The 21,062-nt window shown below is 39.2% G+C and carries 25 protein-coding genes; 14 read left to right on the top strand and 11 right to left on the bottom strand.

Going from position 1 to position 21,062, the window contains the following annotated elements:
• Positions 1 to 42 precede the first annotated feature (42 nt).
• Together LJC66_RS18290 and LJC66_RS18285 are read left to right on the top strand one after the other, a co-directional pair.
• Positions 43 to 912 (top strand): SDR family oxidoreductase, encoded by an 870-nt coding sequence (locus tag LJC66_RS18290; RefSeq protein ID WP_176343685.1) that lies wholly within the window; start codon positions 43 to 45, stop codon positions 910 to 912.
• Between the two features lie 31 nt (positions 913 to 943).
• Positions 944 to 1,168 carry a hypothetical protein gene (locus tag LJC66_RS18285; protein ID WP_028409498.1) on the top strand — a complete coding sequence of 75 codons (225 nt, stop codon included), beginning with the start codon at positions 944 to 946 and terminating at the stop codon, positions 1,166 to 1,168.
• 41 nt (positions 1,169 to 1,209) lie between these two features.
• Here the strand turns inward: LJC66_RS18285 and LJC66_RS18280 are convergent, their stop codons facing one another.
• Complete coding sequence (locus LJC66_RS18280; protein ID WP_230933202.1) at positions 1,210 to 2,067, bottom strand: STAS domain-containing protein; 858 nt, start codon at positions 2,065 to 2,067, stop codon at positions 1,210 to 1,212.
• A 165-nt stretch (positions 2,068 to 2,232) separates the two neighbouring features.
• On the opposite strand from LJC66_RS18280, the gene LJC66_RS18275 reads away from it, so the two are divergent.
• Positions 2,233 to 3,174, top strand: a complete 942-nt coding sequence (locus LJC66_RS18275; RefSeq protein WP_230933201.1) for a magnesium transporter CorA family protein — start codon at positions 2,233 to 2,235, stop codon at positions 3,172 to 3,174.
• Between the two features lie 79 nt (positions 3,175 to 3,253).
• Here the strand turns inward: LJC66_RS18275 and LJC66_RS18270 are convergent, their stop codons facing one another.
• The 4 genes from LJC66_RS18270 to LJC66_RS18255 all read right to left on the bottom strand — a co-directional run bounded on the left by LJC66_RS18270 (position 3,254) and on the right by LJC66_RS18255 (position 5,492).
• Positions 3,254 to 3,391 (bottom strand): hypothetical protein, encoded by a 138-nt coding sequence (locus LJC66_RS18270; RefSeq protein ID WP_230933200.1) that lies wholly within the window; start codon positions 3,389 to 3,391, stop codon positions 3,254 to 3,256.
• Positions 3,392 to 3,524: 133 nt separating this feature from the next.
• Positions 3,525 to 3,827, bottom strand: coding sequence for a hypothetical protein (locus tag LJC66_RS18265; protein ID WP_155660409.1), 303 nt, complete (start codon positions 3,825 to 3,827; stop codon positions 3,525 to 3,527).
• A gap of 17 nt (positions 3,828 to 3,844) precedes the next feature.
• Complete coding sequence (locus tag LJC66_RS18260) at positions 3,845 to 4,147, bottom strand: hypothetical protein (protein WP_028409496.1); 303 nt, start codon at positions 4,145 to 4,147, stop codon at positions 3,845 to 3,847.
• A gap of 133 nt (positions 4,148 to 4,280) precedes the next feature.
• A complete protein-coding gene (locus tag LJC66_RS18255; RefSeq protein ID WP_230933199.1) occupies positions 4,281 to 5,492 on the bottom strand; it encodes an AGE family epimerase/isomerase in 1,212 nt (403 codons plus the stop codon).
• A 345-nt stretch (positions 5,493 to 5,837) separates the two neighbouring features.
• Here LJC66_RS18255 and LJC66_RS18250 point away from each other — a divergent pair, with 345 nt between their 5' ends.
• The 3 genes from LJC66_RS18250 to LJC66_RS18240 all read left to right on the top strand — a co-directional run bounded on the left by LJC66_RS18250 (position 5,838) and on the right by LJC66_RS18240 (position 10,795).
• Positions 5,838 to 7,166: an SH3 domain-containing protein gene (locus tag LJC66_RS18250; protein WP_230933198.1), complete on the top strand. Its 1,329-nt coding sequence runs from the start codon at positions 5,838 to 5,840 to the stop codon at positions 7,164 to 7,166.
• Positions 7,167 to 7,622: 456 nt separating this feature from the next.
• Complete coding sequence (locus LJC66_RS18245; RefSeq protein ID WP_230933197.1) at positions 7,623 to 9,266, top strand: sensor domain-containing diguanylate cyclase; 1,644 nt, start codon at positions 7,623 to 7,625, stop codon at positions 9,264 to 9,266.
• A 17-nt stretch (positions 9,267 to 9,283) separates the two neighbouring features.
• Entirely contained in the window at positions 9,284 to 10,795 is a 1,512-nt protein-coding gene (locus tag LJC66_RS18240; RefSeq protein ID WP_230933196.1) for a methyl-accepting chemotaxis protein, read from the top strand.
• Positions 10,796 to 10,995: 200 nt separating this feature from the next.
• Here LJC66_RS18240 and LJC66_RS27975 read toward each other — a convergent pair whose 3' ends face one another.
• A complete protein-coding gene (locus tag LJC66_RS27975) occupies positions 10,996 to 11,481 on the bottom strand; it encodes a hypothetical protein (RefSeq protein WP_308201969.1) in 486 nt (161 codons plus the stop codon).
• Between the two features lie 472 nt (positions 11,482 to 11,953).
• The gene (locus tag LJC66_RS18230) at positions 11,954 to 12,166 is read right to left on the bottom strand and encodes a cold-shock protein (protein WP_195696323.1); all 213 of its coding nucleotides are present in this window, start codon (positions 12,164 to 12,166) and stop codon (positions 11,954 to 11,956) included.
• Positions 12,167 to 12,397: 231 nt separating this feature from the next.
• Between LJC66_RS18230 and LJC66_RS18225 the strand changes: the two genes are divergently transcribed.
• From LJC66_RS18225 to LJC66_RS18210, 5 genes are all read left to right on the top strand, one after another.
• Positions 12,398 to 13,270, top strand: coding sequence for an STAS domain-containing protein (locus tag LJC66_RS18225; RefSeq protein ID WP_230933195.1), 873 nt, complete (start codon positions 12,398 to 12,400; stop codon positions 13,268 to 13,270).
• A gap of 131 nt (positions 13,271 to 13,401) precedes the next feature.
• Positions 13,402 to 13,524 (top strand): hypothetical protein, encoded by a 123-nt coding sequence (locus tag LJC66_RS27835; protein ID WP_269067754.1) that lies wholly within the window; start codon positions 13,402 to 13,404, stop codon positions 13,522 to 13,524.
• Between the two features lie 350 nt (positions 13,525 to 13,874).
• Positions 13,875 to 15,032, top strand: a complete 1,158-nt coding sequence (locus LJC66_RS18220) for a ParM/StbA family protein (RefSeq protein WP_098432418.1) — start codon at positions 13,875 to 13,877, stop codon at positions 15,030 to 15,032.
• 15 nt (positions 15,033 to 15,047) lie between these two features.
• On the top strand, positions 15,048 to 15,755 hold the full coding sequence (locus LJC66_RS18215) for a hypothetical protein (RefSeq protein WP_230933194.1): 708 nt from the start codon (positions 15,048 to 15,050) through the stop codon (positions 15,753 to 15,755).
• A gap of 185 nt (positions 15,756 to 15,940) precedes the next feature.
• Positions 15,941 to 16,096, top strand: coding sequence for a hypothetical protein (locus tag LJC66_RS18210; RefSeq protein WP_230933193.1), 156 nt, complete (start codon positions 15,941 to 15,943; stop codon positions 16,094 to 16,096).
• A gap of 1 nt (position 16,097) precedes the next feature.
• On the opposite strand, the gene LJC66_RS18205 is transcribed toward LJC66_RS18210, so the two are convergent.
• Both LJC66_RS18205 and LJC66_RS18200 read right to left on the bottom strand, forming a co-directional pair.
• Positions 16,098 to 16,409 carry a hypothetical protein gene (locus LJC66_RS18205; RefSeq protein WP_050690413.1) on the bottom strand — a complete coding sequence of 104 codons (312 nt, stop codon included), beginning with the start codon at positions 16,407 to 16,409 and terminating at the stop codon, positions 16,098 to 16,100.
• A 232-nt stretch (positions 16,410 to 16,641) separates the two neighbouring features.
• Positions 16,642 to 17,169, bottom strand: coding sequence for a cupin domain-containing protein (locus LJC66_RS18200; RefSeq protein ID WP_195696328.1), 528 nt, complete (start codon positions 17,167 to 17,169; stop codon positions 16,642 to 16,644).
• Positions 17,170 to 17,445: 276 nt separating this feature from the next.
• Here LJC66_RS18200 and LJC66_RS18195 point away from each other — a divergent pair, with 276 nt between their 5' ends.
• From LJC66_RS18195 to LJC66_RS18185, 3 genes are all read left to right on the top strand, one after another.
• Entirely contained in the window at positions 17,446 to 17,634 is a 189-nt protein-coding gene (locus tag LJC66_RS18195) for a hypothetical protein (RefSeq protein WP_195696329.1), read from the top strand.
• A 243-nt stretch (positions 17,635 to 17,877) separates the two neighbouring features.
• On the top strand, positions 17,878 to 18,054 hold the full coding sequence (locus LJC66_RS18190; RefSeq protein WP_230683488.1) for an aspartyl-phosphate phosphatase Spo0E family protein: 177 nt from the start codon (positions 17,878 to 17,880) through the stop codon (positions 18,052 to 18,054).
• Between the two features lie 249 nt (positions 18,055 to 18,303).
• A complete protein-coding gene (locus LJC66_RS18185; RefSeq protein ID WP_025750854.1) occupies positions 18,304 to 18,693 on the top strand; it encodes a MerR family transcriptional regulator in 390 nt (129 codons plus the stop codon).
• Positions 18,694 to 18,773: 80 nt separating this feature from the next.
• Here the strand turns inward: LJC66_RS18185 and LJC66_RS18180 are convergent, their stop codons facing one another.
• Both LJC66_RS18180 and LJC66_RS18175 read right to left on the bottom strand, forming a co-directional pair.
• Positions 18,774 to 19,829 (bottom strand): NAD(P)-dependent alcohol dehydrogenase, encoded by a 1,056-nt coding sequence (locus LJC66_RS18180; RefSeq protein ID WP_230933192.1) that lies wholly within the window; start codon positions 19,827 to 19,829, stop codon positions 18,774 to 18,776.
• 162 nt (positions 19,830 to 19,991) lie between these two features.
• Positions 19,992 to 20,246, bottom strand: a complete 255-nt coding sequence (locus LJC66_RS18175; RefSeq protein WP_230933191.1) for an HPr family phosphocarrier protein — start codon at positions 20,244 to 20,246, stop codon at positions 19,992 to 19,994.
• Positions 20,247 to 21,062: the final 816 nt, after the last annotated feature.

Below are 21,062 nucleotides of genomic sequence, written 5' to 3'. Positions count from 1 at the left end.
GACTATACTAAAAAGTTCCATCAAAAATAGGAGGAGATTAAAATGAATTTACAAGATCAACAAACACAAGGCCAGCCCGAGCAAACGCAAGACCGCCAGCCAGGTATCGAAAGTGAGATGAATCCTCTCCCTATTTACGAGGATGACAATTACATTGGTACAGGAAAATTAAAAGGAAAAGTAGCGCTGGTTACCGGGGGAGACAGCGGAATTGGACGAGCTGTATCCATTGCTTATGCGAAAGAAGGAGCGGACGTAGCCATCGTTTACTTAAACGAACATAGCGACGCTGAGGAAACAAAAGCCCGCATTGAAGAAGAAGGTGTAAGATGCCTGCTGATTGCAGGAGACGTAGGAGACGAATCATTCTGTAACGAAGCGGTAGAAAAAACAGTAAGTGAGCTTGGAAAGCTTGATATCCTTGTGAACAATGCAGGAGAGCAGCATCCAAAAGAAAGCATTAAAGAAATTACGAGTGAACAGCTTGAACGAACGTTCAAAACGAACTTTTATTCATACTTTTATTTTACGAAAAAAGCGCTTGATTATTTAGGGAAAGGCAGTGCGATTATTAATACAACGTCAATTAATCCTTACCGCGGAAATCCTCAGCTGATTGATTATACGGCGACAAAAGGTGCAATCAACGGCTTTACGCGCAGTATGGCGCAAGCGCTTGTCAAAGATGGCATTCGCGTTAACGCCGTAGCGCCGGGCCCGATCTGGACACCGCTTATCCCGTCTACTTTCTCAGGTGATAAAGTAGGAGAATTCGGTACAGATACGCCGATGGGCAGACCTGGGCATCCTGTGGAGCACGTAGGCTGCTATGTGCTGCTAGCTTCAAATGATTCATCTTATATGACGGGGCAAACGCTTCATGTCAACGGCGGAGATTTCATGAACACATAATTGCTTCACCTATATAAAGGAGGAGAAAAAGATGGGCGAACGCCAGAAAAGATCTATTTCAAATACACCAAAAAAAAGAGATGAAACGGAACAGCGTGTAACAGATCAAGACGAAACGTTGTTTGAACGTTTTAAAGAAGAAGAAACGGTCGATCCTATGCCGTTGGAAGACATAAGACTTGAACAAAAAGAAGAGAAAAATAAAACGAAAACGAAAGATGAATCAGGTTCTGAAAACATTCATCATAGAAAATAAAAAACAGCCTTCTCGGGCTGTTTTTTGTTTGTTTTCCTATATTAATGAGTGCTAGAAGCAATTACAATTTTTGAATCATCTTCTAATGCCTGAGCAAGGTTCGATTTAATTCGTATATGCTCAAAATTTAAACCAAGCTGCATCGCAGTAGTGGCTAATTCAGGACGAATGCCCGATAAAATCGATTTAACGCCGATTAAATCAAGCGCATTTATCAGCTGAAACAGCTCGTGCGCGACCATTGTATCGATCATCACAACTCCTGACAAATCAATATACAAATGAGCGATTTGTTTTTCTGCACACTGTTTTAACGTGCTTTCTAGGATCATTCTGGCTCTTGCCGTATCAATATCGCCGACTAACGGTAAAAGAGCAACGTCTTTTTTAATCACAATAACAGGTGAACTTAATTCATGAATCATTTCCTGCTGAGAGCGGAGGCGGTTTGATGCATATTCCTGCGCTTCGGTGATGAATTTCAAAATAATAATATCAAATACCCGTACTACTTTTTCATTCCACATATCGATATGCTGCTGAGTGATGTCATCATGAAGTTCTGCAAATCGGCGAATATACTCACAGTATTGTTTGCGGACGTTCATAAATTCTTTAATAATACTTTGAATGGGGGTTCTGAGATGCTGTTGGTCTTTGGCAACTTTATTTAGCCACGTGTTAAAAGATTCAAAAAAGCTTTTTTCATCTTCTATAAAGACGTTGCTAATATATAAATGAAATTCATAGTTTTGCGCTTTTAAGCGTTGAATGACGTCAGGGTCATTAGAGGTATATACGCCTTCAGAAGATTTTTTGTCCAAAGATTCATACCATTCTTCCGTCATAGTTGGTGCACTTTCTAGCAGATAAGAACGTAAAGCGATATCTTTCTTCACTGTTATTCTCCTCTCAAACTGATAAAGCATGCGCAGGTGCGCAACGTATTTATTATAGCACCTTTTTAATAAAGATGGATATGAAATGTATGTTTATTTTGCATGTTAGGTTTTAAATGATTGTATATAGGGAAAAATTCTAATAAAAGGGGAAAGAGGGAAAGTATGAATACCGTGACGAGCGATCAGTGGAAATGGTATCAGTTTGATTTAGAAGAAGCAGACGGAATAGCTGATATAATCAAAGACTATCAGTATCCAAGAGATGAATGGTTTTGTCAGCAGCTTCAAAAGAAAAATTCTAATCATATTCAAGTAGATGTAATAGGAGAAAGTGAGCTCATTTATGGTTCACTGATTTATCATAAGGAGTCGTTTGATCAAAAAAATTACGATTCGTTTCATTTTTATATTACCGAGGAGTTTATTATAACGGCAGGAATCGATTTAAAAATCCTAGAGAACACCAATCATGAACGAATGATTGAACGCATGAAGCAGTCTGCTAACACGGCGGAAAGTTTTTTTATTCTTTTAGGCGAAATTATAAAAAAACACTTAAATGGGTTTGATCAGTTTGAAAGTCATTTCAGAGAGCTTCTGTGGGAAGTGCGCCATAATAATAACATCGACGTATTAGATGAAATTCACAAAGCGCGGTATGACCTGCTTATATGGACAAATTTAATCAGTTCTGTTCGAGAAGTCACCATGGGAATAGAAGAAGCGTTTCATAAAAAAATTAACCAAACAATTGAATATCAGCGAATGTGTAAAAAAATTGAAATTGGCTTAACGCTGATTGAACAATATCAAAAAGAATTTGACGCGTTAATTAAATTAGAAGAAGTTGTGTCTACTCATCGAGGAAATGAGATTATGAAAGCTTTAACGCTGCTCACAGCAATCAGTACGCCTTTAACGGCTTTTGGAGCTCTTTGGGGAATGAACTTTAAAGGGATGCCGGAGCTTGATTTGAAGTTTGGCTATATCTATGCACTCATTTTAATTGTCCTTTCGACCGTGGCCATTTATCTCTATTTACGAATGAAAGGGTGGACGGGCGATCTGTTAAAAGGAAGAAAAAAGAATTCATTTTTTAAATAAGGTTTAATAAAAGAGGTTGAGACATAACTAAATGAATCCAACTTAAAGACGAACAAATGAGATACATGAGCTGGACTGCTTATGACACCGCAGTTGATCTCCGTGCAAGGCTTCGCTTTCCGCGGGCGGCCGCTGAGCCTCCTCGTCGCTTGCGCTCCTGCGGGGTCTCATCTGTTCCGCTTTTCCCGCAGGAATCTTCGCCTTGCCCTCCAATCAACTGCTAGAAGGAACAAATCAGATCAAACTATATTCACCATCACAAAAAAACGAACCACTCATCAAACATGTTGATTAATGGTTCGTTTTTCACTTGGGCTAAAATATTTTTGTCCCAGCCTCTTTGTTGTTTTTTATCCTCGCCTCCACGTCGTGGGCTCACCTGAACGAAGGCATCTTGGAAATAAATCGTTTTCTTTTAGCTTTACTTGATTGCCGTTTTCGTCGGTATAGCGACCGGTTTGCGGAACCAATTCTCCGGTTGAAAAGGCGTCATCTACAGGCTTCCACGTTGTTGATTCACGTGTGTGCGGGCAAGGTGTAAAAAGATCATCTTTTTGAAAGAGTTTAATTTCACCTTCTGCACAAACGTAAGCGCCCGATTCTGGTACAGCTTCACTCGTTCGATAGATGTTCTGTACGGTCTTCACACGCATCCAACCTTTCTTTTTGATTAGTTGTATTTTAGTGTTCCGGTCGTGGCGTCCATGTACGTACGGTCTTCTATAATATCTGAGTCGTCTAGCTTTCTAAAAGGAGCGCAGTAGCATACAACACCCGTCTCGATTTCAATTTCTTGAAATCCGTACGCACGGCAAAGGTATTCACCGACAGCGCTTGGAGATGGATGCGTATCCAACTCATCTAATGCTTCATTAAACATTTCTAAAAATTCTTTTTTCGAAAATTGCTTCTCATGGTGCAGTGTTACTGGATCTCCAGAATCTGTTCCTTGTGCTAACGCGTAAAAATACATCGTCCTCACTCCTTGCATATATATAGTCTAGCTTTTTCTGAAATGTAGAAACATTGATTGTTAGTAAGTAAATTCCCTTAAATAAAAGAAATAAACGCATTTGGAAGAAAACGGTTTCTTCATGATCATTATCTCAAAGAGAATTCAGTGCGATTAGCGTTTGATAGCAAGCTGCCACAGGGTGATAATCGGCTTTAGGAGCCGGGCTTTTTTTCGAACTGTAGCGTTCGTTTTGCTGATTTAACAGCTGATACCAGCCTCCATATGTGTGATCGATAAAGTGTTTCTGACAGTAGTAGAACAGGGCGTCGTATGCTTTCCAATATCCGCTGTCTCCGGTTTTGACCCCGAGCAGTGAAGCCGCAGAAATGGCTTCGGCCATCACCCAGTAGTTTTTATCCCGGTCAATGACTTCTTCTTGAGGAGATAGCGCAAAGTAAAGACCTCCGTACTTAGCATCCCAGCCTCGGTTCCAGCCCTTATCAAACAAATCTTTTGCACGTTCTGTCATCCAGTTTTCCGAACGGTGCCGATCAAGCCATAAAAGCAGCTTGCTCCATTCAAACTGATGTCCTGGTATAAAGCCGTACGGACGAAATTCATCTTTTGTATTGTTTTTATTGTAGTCCCAATCCGGCTGCCAGTCTGTATCATAGTGCTCCCAAACCATGCCGCCGGATCGTTCAGCAAGCTGCTGCGTAACGCCTTTTGCAAGCGTGTACGCTCGGTCTAAGTATTTTTTATCTCTGGTTGCTTCAAAGGCAGAAAGCATCGCTTCACACATATGCATATTTGCATTTTGGCCGCGATATAAAGAAGAAGCCGACCACGATGCGTCCCATTCGTCTCGGTAAAAGCCGTGCGCGTCTTCCCAAAAGTACTTTTCCATCACGTCATATACCTCTTCAATTGTTTCTTTTGCTTCTGAAATGCCGGCTTGATATGCGACGGAAGAAGCTAAAAGAGCAAAAGCGTGGCCATATGCTTGTTTAGAATCATCTTTTACTTCTCCGTCATCGGCTATTTCAAAAAAATATCCGCCGTGCTCTCTATCATAATGGTTGTTTTGTAGAAAACGAATGCCGTGCTGAGCTGCTTCTTTGCACCAATCCGGTCCGTCTAAAAGAGCCCCTACACTAAAGATATAAATAAAGCGCGCCGTACTTACCAAGTGCTTTGAATGCGTGTTGTTGACGGTACCGTCGTCGTAGTATTCATGGATATACCCGCCGTTTTTGTTGTCAATACAAGCGGGATAGTAGAAATGAAGCGTATCAAAAATATGCTGTTTTAATGTGTGAGGTTCTCGAAACGCAGTTGAGGAAAAATCCGTTGCCGTGTTCATTTTATCACCATCTCAATCTTTGTTTTTAGTTGTTTTTTACCCTAAGCAGTTGGGAGTAAACGTAAGGGTTTTTTTGCTGTTTCTGCTCTATTATTCTATTTTTGTTGAAAATGTATCAGTTTGGAAACAAGTTTGAAATATTTTGATATACTTTTGACACGATTATCCGGTATTCTAAAAGTACGTGCTAGCTGGAACGAAGTAATGATAAGCCTCTAGACGTCGAATAATTTTACTTAATGTTGTTTAGTTAAGGTTGAGCTTAAACATCGGATCCTGTTTTCACTTAACCTATTAAACTAGCAGCATATATTTCTATTATATTTTGCAAATGAGGTATAAAAAATGACAGAAGTGAACAAACAAAAATTTTACAAAAAATTAGCGGTAACAGGTCTTGCTTTTACACTTGTAGGGGCAGGAACTCTAGGTCTTCATTCTTTACATTTTACGGGTGAGCCAACTGTCGCAAGCGCAGCGTCGGAAACATATACAACAACGGCGAATTTAAATATTCGAAGCGGTCCATCGACGTCAAACGCGATTATTGCAACGGTCAAACAAGGCACCCAGCTAACGGTAGTTGGACAAGCAGCAAGCGGCTGGCTGAAAGTAAGCTATCAAGGCAAAACAGGCTACGTAAGCAGTGAGTATGTTAAAAAATCAGCGAGTTCAACAACCAAAACCTATGTAACAACAGCAAATTTAAATATTCGAAGCGGCCCATCGACGTCCAACGCGATTGTTGTAACGGTCAAACAAGGCACCCAGCTAACGTCGACAACCCAAGCAGCGAACGGCTGGCTAAAAGTAAGCTATCAAGGCAAAACGGGTTACGTGAGCACGCAGTACGTAAAAGAATCAACGGGTTCTTCTGAACCGGCTCCAGCTCCAGAGGCTTCTGTCTATGTGGCAACGGCGAATTTAAATGTTCGAACAACTGCTTCAACTTCTGGTGCTGTCATCGCAACACTTAAAGCCGGTACACAGATAGACGTAACGGCTAAAGCAGCAAACGGCTGGCTGAAAATTACGTATCAAGGTAAAGTTGGCTATGTAAGCGGTCAATACGTACGAGCATTAGCTGGCATGAAAGTGGTCTCGAACCCTGAAAGCATCCAAGTTGTTGTGAATAAACAAAACAAGCTTCCGGAAAACTACGTTCCGAAAGATTTAGTATATACAACGATTCCATTTACATTCAAAGAACAAACGGAAAAGAAAAAAATGCGAAGTGAAGCAGCCGCTGCTATTGCACAGTTGTTTGCGGGTGCGAAAAAACAAGGCGTTACGCTTCTTGGCGTATCGGCTTACCGTTCACATGCAACGCAAAGCGCGCTTTTTAGCTCGTATGTTCAAAGAGACGGTTACGATAAAGCGGCAACTTACAGCGCATTGCCAGGCACGAGTGAACATGAAACGGGTCTTGGAATTGATGTAACAAAAGGAGACGGCACATGTGCTGCTCAAGACTGCTTTGGCGGAACAAAAGAAGCAGCTTGGCTCGATGCCCACGCAGCAGAATATGGATTTATTATTCGTTATCCAAAAGGGAAAGATGCGGTAACCGGCTATAAATATGAGCCGTGGCATTTGCGCTATGTAGGCAAACCAGTGGCGCAGGCGATTAAGAGTAAAGGAATTACGCTTGAAGAATATTACGGAATTAAGTGATTTTTAAAAAAGAGGCTAGAACAACAGTAGCTTAGTTGAAGGAAGATCCGAACGTGTTTGATTCTCTATCAAGAGTCAAACGCGTTCGGATTTTTTATTGTTTTGATGAAGGTAGGTTTCATGTATGCAGCGACTTCTAAGTGCTGAATGGAGGGCAAGGCTCCTCGGCCGCCCACAGAAAAATTAACAGCGTTGGAACAAGTGATTTATACTAGCTGCTTTATTCCATTCGTTCGTTTTTAGATTGGATGGATTTAGCCATGCCTCAATCTCTTTTATTTTTGTTCATCATGTTTACCCTTCTTGTGAAGGAGGGTAGGTAATGATACAAAAGAACTACTGTTTGTACATTTAAAGTTGTGTTTGTGTGTGAAAAGATCTAGTGTATATTTCATACAGAAGTGTAAAGTACAGGGGGCGTTCATCTGTGAAAAAACGAAGGAGATGCATCCTACCATGTTGAAAGATCATATGTTTGAATTTTATTTTGATCAAATGAATGAGCTGGTTTTTTTAGCGGAAGTAAAGAACCAACATCTTTATTATAAAAAAATGAATAAAGCGGCTGCTAAGCTTGTACGGTGCCAAGGAGAAGCGGGCATGCGGCTAGAAAGCGTACTCTCTGAGCGGGCGTATCGCTCCTTTTACCCTTACTATATGAAAGCGATGGAAACAAAAAAGCCAGTTACCTACCATGACATAAATACCTTCTCAGATGAAGCTGAAGCGTTTGAAACAACGCTTACCCCAATTTTTGATGATGCCGACAATAGTACGCACCTATTAGTGATGAGTAAAAATATCCAGAAGTTAAAAAAAGAATTAGCCCAAAGCATGGAGCAGTATAAGTCGCTTTTTATGAACCATGAAAACGCCATATGTATGATGGATTTAAGCGGTAAAATCGTTCAAGCAAATCCTGCCTGTGAGCAAATGTTCGGCTACGATGCGCAGGAGATCATCAACAGTTCTTATAGGCAGCTTCTAGAAGAATTGAAGATCGATGCCCGTGCTTTGCCTTTTCATCACATCATATACGACCAAAGCTACAGCAAAGAAATCCAAGCGTGGCACAAAGAAAAAGGAAAGATTTATTTATATGTTACAAACGTGCCCATCATAGTGGAAAATGAATGGATTGGTATTTACTTGATTGCTCAGGACGTGACAAAGGAAAAGACAGCTGAAATAAAGTTGGAAAACACGGTGAAAGATTTAGCAAACATGAAGTATGCCCTTGATGAGTCCGCTATCGTAAGCATCCTTGATCCATATGGAACGATTAGGTATGTTAATGATATGTTCTGTACGATATTTGGCTATGAAAAAGAAGAGCTAATTGGACAATCATATGAGTTATTCGATGTAAGCTATGACCTTCGGGTTCTTGAAAGTATTGGACAAGGAAAGGTTTGGAGAGGGCAAGTCAAAAGCATAACAAAAGAAGGCGTCATCGTCTGGAGCCATAAGACCATTGTTCCGCTGACAGATATTCATCACCGAATCTCAAGCTACGTGCTGATTCAAACCGATATTACTGCGCAAAAAAACCTAGAAAATCAGCTGAAGTTTAAGGCATTTCATGACAGTTTGACGGGGGTGCCGAATCGAATGATGCTGCAAAAACAAGTGCAGGCTGCGATCGAGCAAAAAGAAAGGTTTGGTCTGCTGTTTTTAGACTGTGATAATTTTAAAGAAGTGAACGATCAATTTGGTCATGATATTGGCGATGCATTTTTAATTCAGTACGCGCATCGTTTAACGTCTTGCATTCGCGCATGTGACGAAGTATATCGCCTTGGAGGCGATGAATTTGTTATCTTGCTTCGGCAGATTGAAAGGCGCGAGGAAATACAGCAAATTATGGAACGAATTCACCGAGAGCTTCAAAAAGAATGGAGTATTGAATCCTGCATCTTTGCAGCTACATCGACCATTGGAGCCGCTTATTATCCAGAAAACGGAGAATCGTTTCAAGAGCTGTTAAAACAGGCGGATCAAGCGCTGTACGAAGGAAAACGACAGGGGAAAAATAACGTGAATTTCTATAAAAAAAACCAATCTGCAGCCGATTCTATAGATAAAGAAAGTATTGTCTAATATAGAAAGGGATAAATATGAATAAACATAAATTAATGGTTGTTTTATCAAGCGGAGCAGTGATACTTTCTCTGCTCATACATATCATTCATCGTATTTGGCCGATGGGCATGTCCGGCATGTCCATGGAACATCATTCAACGCCAGGCGAAGTGTCATTGATCTTTTTGATGCTTCCTATTCTTTTTCTTGGTGTGGTGCTTGTGCTGTACGTTAAAAAACATGACCTAGTACCTGCGTTTGTGACGCTAACGCTGACGTTTTCAAGTATTAGCACGGTTGTAGGCGGAGGAGGGATGGTCGAGTATCATTTTTCAATTTTTATGGTGATAGCTATACTTTCCTACTATGAAAATGTAAAGCTGCTATTGTTAATGACGGGTATTTTTGTCATCGAGCATCTAGCTGGATTTTTCGTGCCATTTTTTACGCCGGTTATTTTCGGAACGTCTTCTTATTCTTTTTCGATGCTTTGCCTTCACGCTGCTTATCTGCTTTTTACATCAGGGGCAACCGCTTGGCAAATTACTTCAAAGAAAACATACACAGAACAGCTTCAGCGGGAAAATGAACAAAAGAAGCATATCATTTATGACATGATGAAAAAACTGCATGAAACGAATGGGCAGGTAAGACAAACGGTTGCTGACTTAAAGGGGAATTTAGAAGAATCACAAACGGCTAGTCATCATACGTCTGCTTCAATGCAAGAGCTAGCGGCAGGAGCGGACCAGCAGGTAATAATGGCTCAAAAAAGCAGCGAGTTTCTAAAAGAGATGACGCAAGGCGTAACCAAAATAGCCGAGGCCTCAGCGGCAGTCAGCGAAGCTTCTGATCAAACAGCAAATGAAGCCGTGCAGGGAAAAGAAAAAATTCAAGAAGCAATTCAGCAAATTCATAGAATCGATTCTTCTGTTCAGCATGCAGCTAGCGTTATTCATCAGTTAAAAGAACGTTCTGCGGAAATCAACGATATTATGAGTGTGATTTCAGGCATTGCTGCACAAACAAATCTACTGGCGCTAAATGCTGCAATTGAAGCAGCGCGCGCAGGCGAACATGGGAAAGGGTTTGCGGTCGTAGCATCGGAAGTTCGCAAACTTGCCGAACAATCCAATCAGTCAGCCGAACAAGTAGCAAGGCTCATTCAGCATATTCAGCAAGAAACTTCTCAAGCCGTAGCTTTCATTCAATCAGGAACAGCCGATGTAAAAAACGGTATTTTACTAGCCAACGAAGCGGAAAATGTTTTTAATGGAATCGCCGACGCATCTGCGTACGTTCACGAACAAATTCAGCAAACGGCTGCTTCCGCACAGCAAATAGCAGCCGGATCTACGCAGGTGCTCCATGCCGTCAGCGATATGACCGCTTTTGCCAACCAATCGGCTGCAAGCAGCAGCAACATTTCTTCTGCTTCCGTGCGTCAGCTGCAATCGCTGCAGATCATTGACCAGACGGCGGAATTTTTAAGCGGGTTAGTTGAAGAGCTTGGCAGCGTAACGGAAAAGTTAGCGAAGCAAGCGTGAGTGAGGCAGCAGACTACATAGAAGTACATGATTTTATACACTGGATTAATGCTATAAATCTACTAAAAAATTATGTACATACGAACGCTTAACAAGTTTCTGCGGACCTTTAGACCACTAATGTTCATATCAATCCCCTCCTTTAGAAAAATGAAGCGATCTAAAAAGAGGGGATTGATGCTTTTGTCTAAAAGCTAGTGTTAGTTATTTGTTGGAGAAGGAAATCTCGCTGCTTCAAAATGTGAGCCATCTTCGGATGTGACGATTGTACCAGCTATGCTGCTCTGAACAAAAACTTCAACGCGATCTCCAGCTTCTAAATTGTAAATAGTAGACACGGATACCGCATTAACAAACGGTGTGTTCCCGCCAAAGAAATCGTTATCGATAGCGATAGCGGTTGTCCCATTTACACGTATTTCTATACGAGTTCTATAATCTAGCATCTGGTCGTTAGGAGAGAATCCAATTGTAGCAATGATGGAATATACGCCATCTTTTTTGGGGCGGAAAGTAGAAGTAATCGGGTTATATTCATTTGCTAAATCAAATTGTTCAGTTGGGAAAACTGCTTTTACAAACGTATTTGCAGGAACATTTTGAGACATCGTTAAATTGAGCGCTCTAAATGCTGATTCCCGCGTGCTTCCTTTTTTGCCTTTATCTTCTTTATATCTAGAAGCCAAATCATGTGATTCCTCATAGAAATCTCCATCGCCTCCATAAATCCAAACTTGTGATTCTTCAGAGCTGTCTTCTTCACGCCCATAAGCCCAGCCGCGTGCTTCCTCAGAGGCATCTTCTTGTTGCTGCTCTTTTAAATTATCGTGAGCTTTCTTCTTATTCTTATAAGGATAAGATTTTTCCACATAATATTTGTCATCTTTATCATTGTAATTGAAATAATACTTTTTTATAATAATCACCCTTTCTTTGCAGTACTCTATATTATATTCACTCATAGAGGAAATGTTTGGATACTTGTCTGACAACTTTAGAACTGTTTTTAATAGCTAATAGTAACTAACTTTGAATGTAGACTTAGTTGCATCATATAAAAAAACACCTTTTTCGAACAAAAGTCGAAGAGGTGTTTTTTGGTTCGAAAAGTATTTGATTCGACAGTCTACCCATAACCTGTATGTAAATGTCACTCTATCAATCAACAGGGTGTACTTTTATAGCGCTGGGTCCTTTAGCTCCTTCTTGGATTTCAAACTCTACTTTCTGTCCTTCTGCCAGGTTTTTATATTCCTCACGGTCAATCGTATTGGAGTGAACGAACACTTCTTTTGATCCGTCCTCGGGTGTGATAAATCCAGACCCTTTTGATTCGTTGAAAGATTTAACGGTTCCTTTATGTTTGCTCATGGAAAAAGCCTCCTTATAAGTATAGAAATAAATTCATAGTAGTTTTTTACCCAAACGCTGAAATTTCAATCATTTTATGGTAGGTATACCGATTAGAAGAGTAGGGATAAAAGTAAATAGGGAGGGCTTAACAATTTTTTATTTCGGTTATATTTTTATATTGTATGTGATATAACTATTGTTATAAAATGTAATCGTTAATTCTGCTAACTAAAGGAGATAAAGAAAAAAATGAGGGATGAGTTGTTATATATAGGGAAGAAAATTATCGATAATAAACAGGAATTAGCGATACAATTTTCTGATCTGATGGACTCTGAATATAAGCGGAAGCTGGTTTACCACGAAGAAAGCGAAGTTTTAAAATGGAGAGCGGAACTCATTGAGTATTTAGGCGAGTCGTTATTCGAAGAGCACTCGATCGTTTTAAAAAAAATCGTTCAATGGGGTACAGATATAGGAAAAGTGGCTGTGGAAAACGGACTTTCTTTGAGTCAAACGTTAAAATCACTCGCGCTGTTTCGAACAGTGATATGGGGCGTTTTTACAGAAGAACTGCAGCAGAAGCAGTTTGCTCCTATTACGATGCTTGATGTAAGTAAGAAAATTGATCCGATGCTTGATGAGCTTAATCATATATTTGTTGAAATCTATGAAGAACATAATACGGAAACCATAAAACGCGCTTATGCAGCGCTAGAAGAATTATCAGTTCCCATCGTTCCTCTTTCTGAAGGAATTGCTGTGATGCCCATCGTTGGACAAATTGATACGCATCGTTCGCAGCTTATTATGGAAACGGCTTTAGAAAAAAGCGCTCAGCTGCAGCTGAGTTATTTAATATTTGATATTTCAGGTGTTCTTATCGTCGATACGATGGTAGCGGACAATATTTTTCAAATTGTAAAAGCCTTACAGCTTATCGGCACTAAAACGATGATTACCGGAATACGTCCGGAAATCGCGCAAACCGTTGTGGATTTAGGCGTTGATTTTGGAACAATCAAAACAAGAGCGACGTTAGAAAAAGGCCTTGAAGAAATAGGCTTTAGCAAACTGCCAGAAAATCCGCAAAGAAAACCAAACAAATGGCCTTTTCAATGAATAAAAAAAGGAAGAGGCTTAGACAAAGTATGTTAGTTGAAGTTAAACCCAAACCGTTAATCTAATTGATGATTTGGGTTTTTTGTTGTTATGGTGAACGTAGGTTTCATGTATGTAACTGCTTCTAGCTTGTGATTGGAGGGCAAGACGAAGACTCCTGCGGGAAAAGCGGAACAGGTGAGACCCCGCAGGAGCATAAGCGACGAGGAGGCTCATCGGCCGCCCGCGGAAAGCGAAGTCCTGCACGGAAATGACCAGCGGTGTAAAAAGCAGTCCAACTCATTTATCTCATTTGTTCGTCTTTCGATTGGGTTGATTTAATTATGTTTCCATCTCTTAGTTTTCTCGTGTCTCTAAAAAATAAAAGAAAGGCTTATATTACGAAAAATTTAAGAGGAAGTCACAGCGTCACATGTTATATTCCTTGTAAAAATGGGTACTGGTAAAAAGAAGCATTTCAAGTGCTTTTCAATTACAGTAGCCGTCTAAAATTAATTAATTGTCAATTTAGAATAACATAAATTATTTAAATACTTAGACAAACAAATGAGGAAAATATATACTTATTAGTGTTGTCACGAAAAGATAAAGGGGAGAAACAAGGATGGATATCAAACGTCAAAACGTTGATTTTGGTAACTCAATTTTTCAAACGCTAGTGGATGGTTATTACTATGAAATTCCTACAAACGTAGTAGAAATCACAAAAGATCAGGCAGAGGGTCATTTTCCTTCAAGTGTAAATGAACCGGAATTACTTCTTCAAAATTTACTGATTTCTACAACAATCGAAGGAGTAGAAAAGTATTATTTAGTAGGAGACGCAGCAGAGAAACACGTGCTAGGCAATATCCATATTAATAAGTTACATAATAAAACTGAATCTGATATTCCTTATGTGATGTTTTTAGCTTCAGTTGCTTATTACAACATACTTAAAGGAAAAGACAAAGAAGATAATCATGTGACGATTAATTATTTCTCGACTATGCTTCCGATTTGGCTGCTTAAGAAAACAAATAAATTCAGTGAAATGCAGCAGAAGATGGCCGAACGTTTTCAAGGAGAGCACACGGTTACGGTATTGACTCCTGGATTAGAAAAAACGCTCACTGTGAACATTGAAACGAGCAAATGCCGTATTGAAAGTGAAGTGGCTCGCTGGGCGATCAAAAAAGATTTTGAATTACAAGATAGAGAAGAAGCAAATGCATTCAAACATTTTGAAACGCTAATTGTAGATTTGGGCGGAGGCACGGTTGACCTGGCGCTGCTTCCTGCAGGACTTCAAGCTCCTAAAAGCAGAAACTCATTGAAGTGTCTTACGGATATTTCATATTTGAAGCATATTGAAAAGCTAAGAAATGAAAAGCTGCTTGAGTATTTTGATGATGTTCGTTCATTAGAAGAGTTTATTATTGCCAATATTCATAAAGCAAAAATGGAGCAAAGAGACGGCAATAGCGGGAAAAAAGTAGATCTCACGGAGCCTATTCACGCTTCGCTTAGAGAATACACGCAAATTTTATTAACGAAAGTTGAAAATCTATTTCCATCGCCAAAAGATAAAGTCTATAAATATATTTATATTGGAGGACTGGCTCCTATCCTTCAACAGTTTATTGCAGAGCAGATTGATAACATGTACGGGGAAGAAATCAGAGAAGAAAATCATCTTTTCTTGCCGGAGACTCGCAAATTAAACTTATACGGTCTTGAAATTTTAAGCAGACATGAAACAAACGCAGCGGTTCATGCTTAAAAAGGGGGAGCATATATGAGTCATCAACACACTCGCCTTAAGGAAGCGCTAGATGATTGGTACGGTCAGCTAAGCTCCCAAATGGCTGCACCATTTTACTTACTATCAAATGCGTTTTTGACAGCTGGCAATCTATCAGCAGATATGATGGGAGCAAGGGAAAAGACCGTAAGTAATAGAGATGAACATGCAAATTTAACAATCGAAACTGCTGACATTCCGTCAAAAGTGTCTTCATTTCTGAAAGAAAAACAGCAGGCAAACGAGCTCCAGGACTATATAGTAAGACTCATACAGCAAGACTTGCAAAAAATGAACAAAAAAGATGAAGTCGAGACGCTCGTTCATTCACTTCGAAAAGAGCTGTTGGGCGAAATTGACTTACTAAAAAAAGAAATGAATTCGCGTCTTGCTGCAAATCGTGAGGAGTATGAGTCCTCGCAGGCAAATCAACTTCAGGATTATGTAGCGAAGCTTGTGGAACAAAGCGGGCAGAAAGACGGCCGGGAAGAAGATTTTCAATCGTTAGTTCATTCATTGAGAACGGAGCTGTTAGGCGAAATTCATTTGCTTAAAAAAGAGCTTGGCTCTGCGTCAGCTCCTTCCTATAAGCAGCTGAAACCCGTTAAAAATCAGGGAGAAGAAACATTTAAAGAAGGTCAATTAATTAAAGGTGAAAAAGTGACCGGAACCATTCAAGAAGATATCGATGTAGATTTCTAAATAGAAAGTAGAGGCGTGATATGCCTCTACTTTTATTATTTTTCTATTAAAAATGAGGCCGAGGCAAAAGTATTTTAGGTGCAGGAAGATCCGAACGAGTTTGATTCTTGATTGTGAATCCAACTTGTTCGGTTTTTTATTGGTGTGCTGAATGTAGGTTTCATGTGTTTAAATGCTTCTAGCTGTTGATTGGAGGGCAAGGCGAAGACTCCTGCGGGAAAAGCAGAACAGGTGAGACCCCGCAGGAGCGCAAGCGACGAGGAGGCTCATCGACCGCCCGCGGAAAGCGAAGCCTTGCACGGAAATTAACAGCTATCCAATGTAAAAGCTTTAGCGTATAAATCATAAAGCTCTTTTGTTTCTTTTTAGCTTTTTTCGAAAGTATAAGCACATATCAAATGTAGCGATGGTACAGATACTGCATTTTATCATAAACCAAAATAACGATTCGTTTATGCCAAATCCGCCAATCGAAGCTTTTAGTTCATTTAGCTGCCTGAGAATTAAATTTGTGTCGTTTTCGTAGGCCACAGTAAAAGATTTAATCACAAGCATGGTCATAATGACTGCTTCTACAGATATATATAGAATTTTTCTTGCTAGTTTAAGAGAAGGATCTACGTTTGATTTGGGAATTTTATAAAAAGATTTCATCGCTCGTTTGCCTTTCAGTTATTTTAAGCTGTTTAAGCTGTTTAAAAAGATTATTTTATTGTATAATTCTTTCCTTGGCTATAAAATCCTGTATGTATAGCAAGTTTAAAAAAGCCCGCTAGAAAAGATCATACACCGATTTTCCAGCGGGCTTTTTTAGTCAACATCCGTCTATTTACTTAGGATTGATCCTGAACAAGCGTTCCAATCCTGCATAACGCTCTGCTTATTTTTAATGTTCTTCAGCCAGGGCGTTTGCTTTTGTCACATGAACCGTACCAAATGGGTGGTTTGGCGGAGCGTAGATGGAGTAAAGCTTTAGCGGAGTGGTACCCGTATTGGTGAGATCATGCCACGTTCCGGCAGGGATAAATATCGCATCATCATCGTAGACTTTTCGTTTAAAGGTTAGATTGTTTTTACTTTTGCCCATTTGAACAACGCCTTGCCCTTGTTCAATGCGCAGGAATTGATCAACGTTAGGGTGGATTTCTAAGCCGATATCTTCACCGGGCTTAAGACTCATTAGCGTCACTTGTAAATGTGTTCCCGTCCATAAAGCAGTGCGGTACGTATTGTTTTGCTTTGATGCTTCATTAATGTTAATAACAAACGGCCTTGGTCCGTAGTCCTTTAATTTACCATTTCTTTGCTGAAACTGTTCGCTGGTGTGATAGTGATTCGGCACATAATAACTATATGGCTGCCAGCCGTAATACACTGGAGCCTGCCACTGATGATAATAAGGTGTATAGTGCATACTCATTCTCCTTTTCTCGTTTAATTTTTCTTTTCATCCTATGCTTTTGTCAAAACGGTTGATACCATTTGCCTTTTTGTCCGCGGTCTTTATCCACTTATTTTTTGCTGAAATCATGTGATTCATGATTTATCTGAGCTCCTTGCCTGTTTTTTCGGTGGTTAAAAAATACTTTCATCACTTTAATACGATAATTCAGTAAAAAATATATCGTATGAAAACGTTTTATTTGATATAATTTTAGAAGATGAAAATTATTTTAAAGGGTGACGTTCATTGAAAGAAAAAAAACTTCAAGAATTAACTGAACATCTTAATAATTTATTCCACAATTTAATTCATGGATCTATCACAGAAGGTGAATTTAATGAGTTGTCCGAAGAGCTTTACAGAAAGCAAACTAGGCTGCGCTATGAGATAGAGTGTGAGAAAGGTTCGTATTATAGAGAATATTTTAGAGGCTAAGGCTTTGTATGAGACTGTTTTATAAGAAATAAGAAAAGACCTCCATTTAGGAGGCCTTTTTCTTAATTTCGAGCAGGGAGTGGAGTGATATTTTCTATTTCAATAAGTATATTAGTATATTTACTTCATAAAAAATACAACTGTTGAAGGTCTAAAACTCGCTATTCACCCCCAAAAACCTGTATGATAGGTTTAAGATTGCCGCATATGAGATATATGTATAGTAAAAAGGGGTGATGAGCTGTGAAGTGGTATAAAGGAGTTGTCATGCAAGTCTTAATGACAGAAATCGAAACAGCAAGAGAGAACATGGTTATGTTAGGACTTACAGAAGGTCTTACAAGTCGTAATACAGTTCGAATCAGTCAAACCCTTGATTATTTATTAAATGAACTAAGTAAAGTGATGGCCGCAGATTAATCGTAGTTTATATAAAAATGAAAAGAGCTGCTGACTTCACGGCAGCTCTTTATAAGTTGCCTTAACGTTTACTTTAATATTTATAATACTATTTATACAGTTACCTCATACGTAAAGAAAATAGCGGAATCTACTATATATATCGTATAGTAGAAACCTAGAAGATAAGTTGAAAGCACCTGTGAAAAGGGAAGCTTGGATACATAAAGCAAACGCCGTACTAAGAATGGCGATGGAGGGTAGAGTGGAATGGAATATCATATTAAAGAGGCCGCTGCAAAGGTAGGGCTGCCTACGCATACGCTTCGATACTACGAACAGCAAGGACTTTTACCTTTTATAAAAAGAGATGAGAACGGAAATCGTATTTTTAGCGAGTCCGATATCGAGTGGCTAGAATTTATTATTTGCTTACGAAAAACAGATATCGCCCTTTTAGAATTACGTAAAATTGTTGAATTAACACAAGAAGGCGATGATACAATCGGTTTGCGCAAGCAGATATTTGAAAAGCATAGAGAAAAAATGATGGAAAAACAAAGAGAGCTGGACGCAGCTTTTAGAAAAGTGGAAACAAAAATTGACTACTATGATAAATTAGAACAAAAGTATCAGGAAGAGCTTTCATCTAAAGCCTAATTTACGGGTTGTTTTTCTTATTTTATAAAGAAATAAAAAGCGGGCAGCTAATCCAATTAGCTGCCCGCTTTTCTCTAAATTTACAGTGTAGAAATGTCAATAACAAATCGATAGCGAACGTCGCTGCGAAGAACGCGCTCGTACGCTTCGTCTACTTGCTTAGCATCGATGACTTCAATCATAGGAGCAACTCCGTGTTCAGCCGCAAAATCAAGCATTTCTTGTGTTTCACGAATGCCGCCTACAAGTGAACCAGCAATGCTGCGACGTCCCATGATAAGTGAGAATACGCTGTATTGATCTGGGTTAGCCGGTGCGCCAACGTTAACAAGCGTTCCATCTACGCGAAGTAAAGATAAATATTGATCCACGTTCAGGTTAGCCGATACCGTGTTTAAGATAAGGTCAAAGCGACCCGCTAATTCAGTAAATGTCGCTTCATCACTTGTTGCAAAATAATGGTCTGCGCCAAAGCTTAGAGCTTCTTCTTTTTTATTGTTAGAACGGCTCAATACCGTCACTTCAGCACCCATTGCATGTGCAAATTGAATCGCTACATGTCCAAGGCCGCCCATTCCTACGATCGCCACTTTTTTGCCAGGGCCAGCATTCCAGTGCTTTAACGGAGAAAATGTTGTAATCCCTGCACATAGAAGCGGACTTGCTGCATCCATACTTAAATTATCAGGAATACGAACAACGAATCCTTCTTTTACGACGATTTTTTGGCTATAGCCGCCGTATGTAGGATTTCCGTCATAATCCAACGAATTATACGTTTGAACAACGCCTTTTGTACAATATTGCTCGTCACCGTTCACACAGTACTGGCACTCTCCGCAAGAGTCAACAAAACATCCAACGCCAACGCGATCGCCAACCTTGTATTTTGTTACGTTTTCTCCAACTGCTTCAACTACTCCCGCGATTTCGTGACCAGGAACCATCGGGAACATCCCGCCGCCCCATTCATCAAATGCACTATGAATATCAGAGTGACAGATACCGCTAAACTTAATATCAATTAAAACGTCGTCTGCTCGCAGTTCTCTGCGTTCAATTGTCGTGTTCTCGAATTTTGCCTTTGCATGCGGCGCACTTAGAACACGTGATGTTGTTGTATGTTGATTACACATAAGTAAAAACACAATCCTTTCGTCATTTGATGTATTTAAAAGCTACAACCCTAGCTTAAACGTTAAAGTCGACTTTAAAGCAAGAGTTTTTTTGAAAAAAATTTTACTTTCTATGATTTTATGAAAAAGGAGAGTAAGGGATAGTGTAGCAGCTTTTTATCTCTATTTAGTTAAAAGAAATTTTTCAAGAGTGCAAGCGGCGGCGTGTTCATCCAGTCCATTTGTCAGCAGTGTTATTTCATCTCCTTTTTTAACAGCTAAAGCCATGACCTTCATGATGCTTTTTCCACTTACACATTTTCCATCTTTCGAAATAAAAATGTCACTTTGAAACGAACAAGCTTCACGTGCAAATAGAGCTGTATGTCTAGCTTGAAGTCCTCCAGAAAGCTGCACCGTCATTCTTTTAATCAGCATTGTATTTCCCCTTTTTTGTATTTTAAAAACTATAAAACTAGCTTAAACGTTAAAGTTAACTTTAAGGCAAGAGGTAATTTGGATAAAAAGTGGAAAGGGAAGAAAAGGTAAGCCTAATGTTAATGGACATAGTGATCCTCCTGTTAGTACGAGGGAATATAAACGAAGTGTAAAGCCAATTATAAAAGAAAGTTCTCATAAATTCTTTTAGTAGATGACCAAAACACGTAAGAAGAGACCCTAAAAAAGAAAGAAAAATGATGAAATACTAAGCAAATAGGAAGATTTGCCTCTTTTAACAGATATGTGTACGTTTTCATGCGGAATGTTTCCGTTTCCACTGACTTTGTCAAACAGCAGACAATTGTTGATAATAGAGCTATATAAGAGGCAAAGGGGACGATGAAATGAAAAAATCTATTTCAAAAATAGAGAAGTTCATAACTGAATTTAAAACGTCAATGACAAGCTACGGAGAAGCTATTATAAAAGTAAAAGGAAACTGATTATAAAAAGGTGCAGGTCATTTTTATATAAATCTATTCCATAAATTCATACTAAATAATCATACTATTAAAATAAGAAATATAACTTTGCTCATAAAAGCTTTATCTATTGTTGAAATAACAGTAGATAAAGCTTTTTTATGTGGTTATATAAGTGGATACGATATCTTTTATAACTAGCATTTTTAGAAGGCATAAGCTTTTAGGCAATTGCAGTGTATAAAAAATTCTGAAATTTTATTATTGACTGAAAGCGTTTTTAATATTAATATTAATTCAAACTTAACCAATATTTAACCAACACATAACA

The organism is Priestia sp. TSO9 (genome assembly GCF_021029645.1).
In the GTDB taxonomy this organism is placed as follows: Bacteria; Bacillota; Bacilli; order Bacillales; family Bacillaceae_H; genus Priestia; species Priestia megaterium_E.
This window is presented reverse-complemented; position numbering and strand designations above follow the sequence as displayed.

Bases quoted from the DNA above. Each gene is read 5' to 3' on its own strand.
- LJC66_RS18220 (WP_098432418.1), top strand. From the start codon at position 13,875: ATGGATATCAAACGTCAAAACGTTGATTTTGGTAACTCAATTTTTCAA.
- LJC66_RS18275 (WP_230933201.1), top strand. From the start codon at position 2,233: ATGAATACCGTGACGAGCGATCAGTGGAAATGGTATCAGTTTGATTTA.
- LJC66_RS18265 (WP_155660409.1), bottom strand. From the start codon at position 3,827: ATGCGTGTGAAGACCGTACAGAACATCTATCGAACGAGTGAAGCTGTA.
- LJC66_RS18175 (WP_230933191.1), bottom strand. From the start codon at position 20,246: ATGCTGATTAAAAGAATGACGGTGCAGCTTTCTGGAGGACTTCAAGCT.
- LJC66_RS18180 (WP_230933192.1), bottom strand. From the start codon at position 19,829: ATGTGTAATCAACATACAACAACATCACGTGTTCTAAGTGCGCCGCAT.
- LJC66_RS18215 (WP_230933194.1), top strand. From the start codon at position 15,048: ATGAGTCATCAACACACTCGCCTTAAGGAAGCGCTAGATGATTGGTAC.
- LJC66_RS18185 (WP_025750854.1), top strand. From the start codon at position 18,304: ATGGAATATCATATTAAAGAGGCCGCTGCAAAGGTAGGGCTGCCTACG.
- LJC66_RS18285 (WP_028409498.1), top strand. From the start codon at position 944: ATGGGCGAACGCCAGAAAAGATCTATTTCAAATACACCAAAAAAAAGA.
- LJC66_RS18230 (WP_195696323.1), bottom strand. From the start codon at position 12,166: ATGAGCAAACATAAAGGAACCGTTAAATCTTTCAACGAATCAAAAGGG.
- LJC66_RS18225 (WP_230933195.1), top strand. From the start codon at position 12,398: ATGAGGGATGAGTTGTTATATATAGGGAAGAAAATTATCGATAATAAA.
- LJC66_RS18240 (WP_230933196.1), top strand. From the start codon at position 9,284: ATGAATAAACATAAATTAATGGTTGTTTTATCAAGCGGAGCAGTGATA.
- LJC66_RS18250 (WP_230933198.1), top strand. From the start codon at position 5,838: ATGACAGAAGTGAACAAACAAAAATTTTACAAAAAATTAGCGGTAACA.
- LJC66_RS18245 (WP_230933197.1), top strand. From the start codon at position 7,623: ATGTTGAAAGATCATATGTTTGAATTTTATTTTGATCAAATGAATGAG.
- LJC66_RS18205 (WP_050690413.1), bottom strand. From the start codon at position 16,409: ATGAAATCTTTTTATAAAATTCCCAAATCAAACGTAGATCCTTCTCTT.
- LJC66_RS18260 (WP_028409496.1), bottom strand. From the start codon at position 4,147: ATGTATTTTTACGCGTTAGCACAAGGAACAGATTCTGGAGATCCAGTA.
- LJC66_RS18255 (WP_230933199.1), bottom strand. From the start codon at position 5,492: ATGAACACGGCAACGGATTTTTCCTCAACTGCGTTTCGAGAACCTCAC.
- LJC66_RS18290 (WP_176343685.1), top strand. From the start codon at position 43: ATGAATTTACAAGATCAACAAACACAAGGCCAGCCCGAGCAAACGCAA.
- LJC66_RS18200 (WP_195696328.1), bottom strand. From the start codon at position 17,169: ATGCACTATACACCTTATTATCATCAGTGGCAGGCTCCAGTGTATTAC.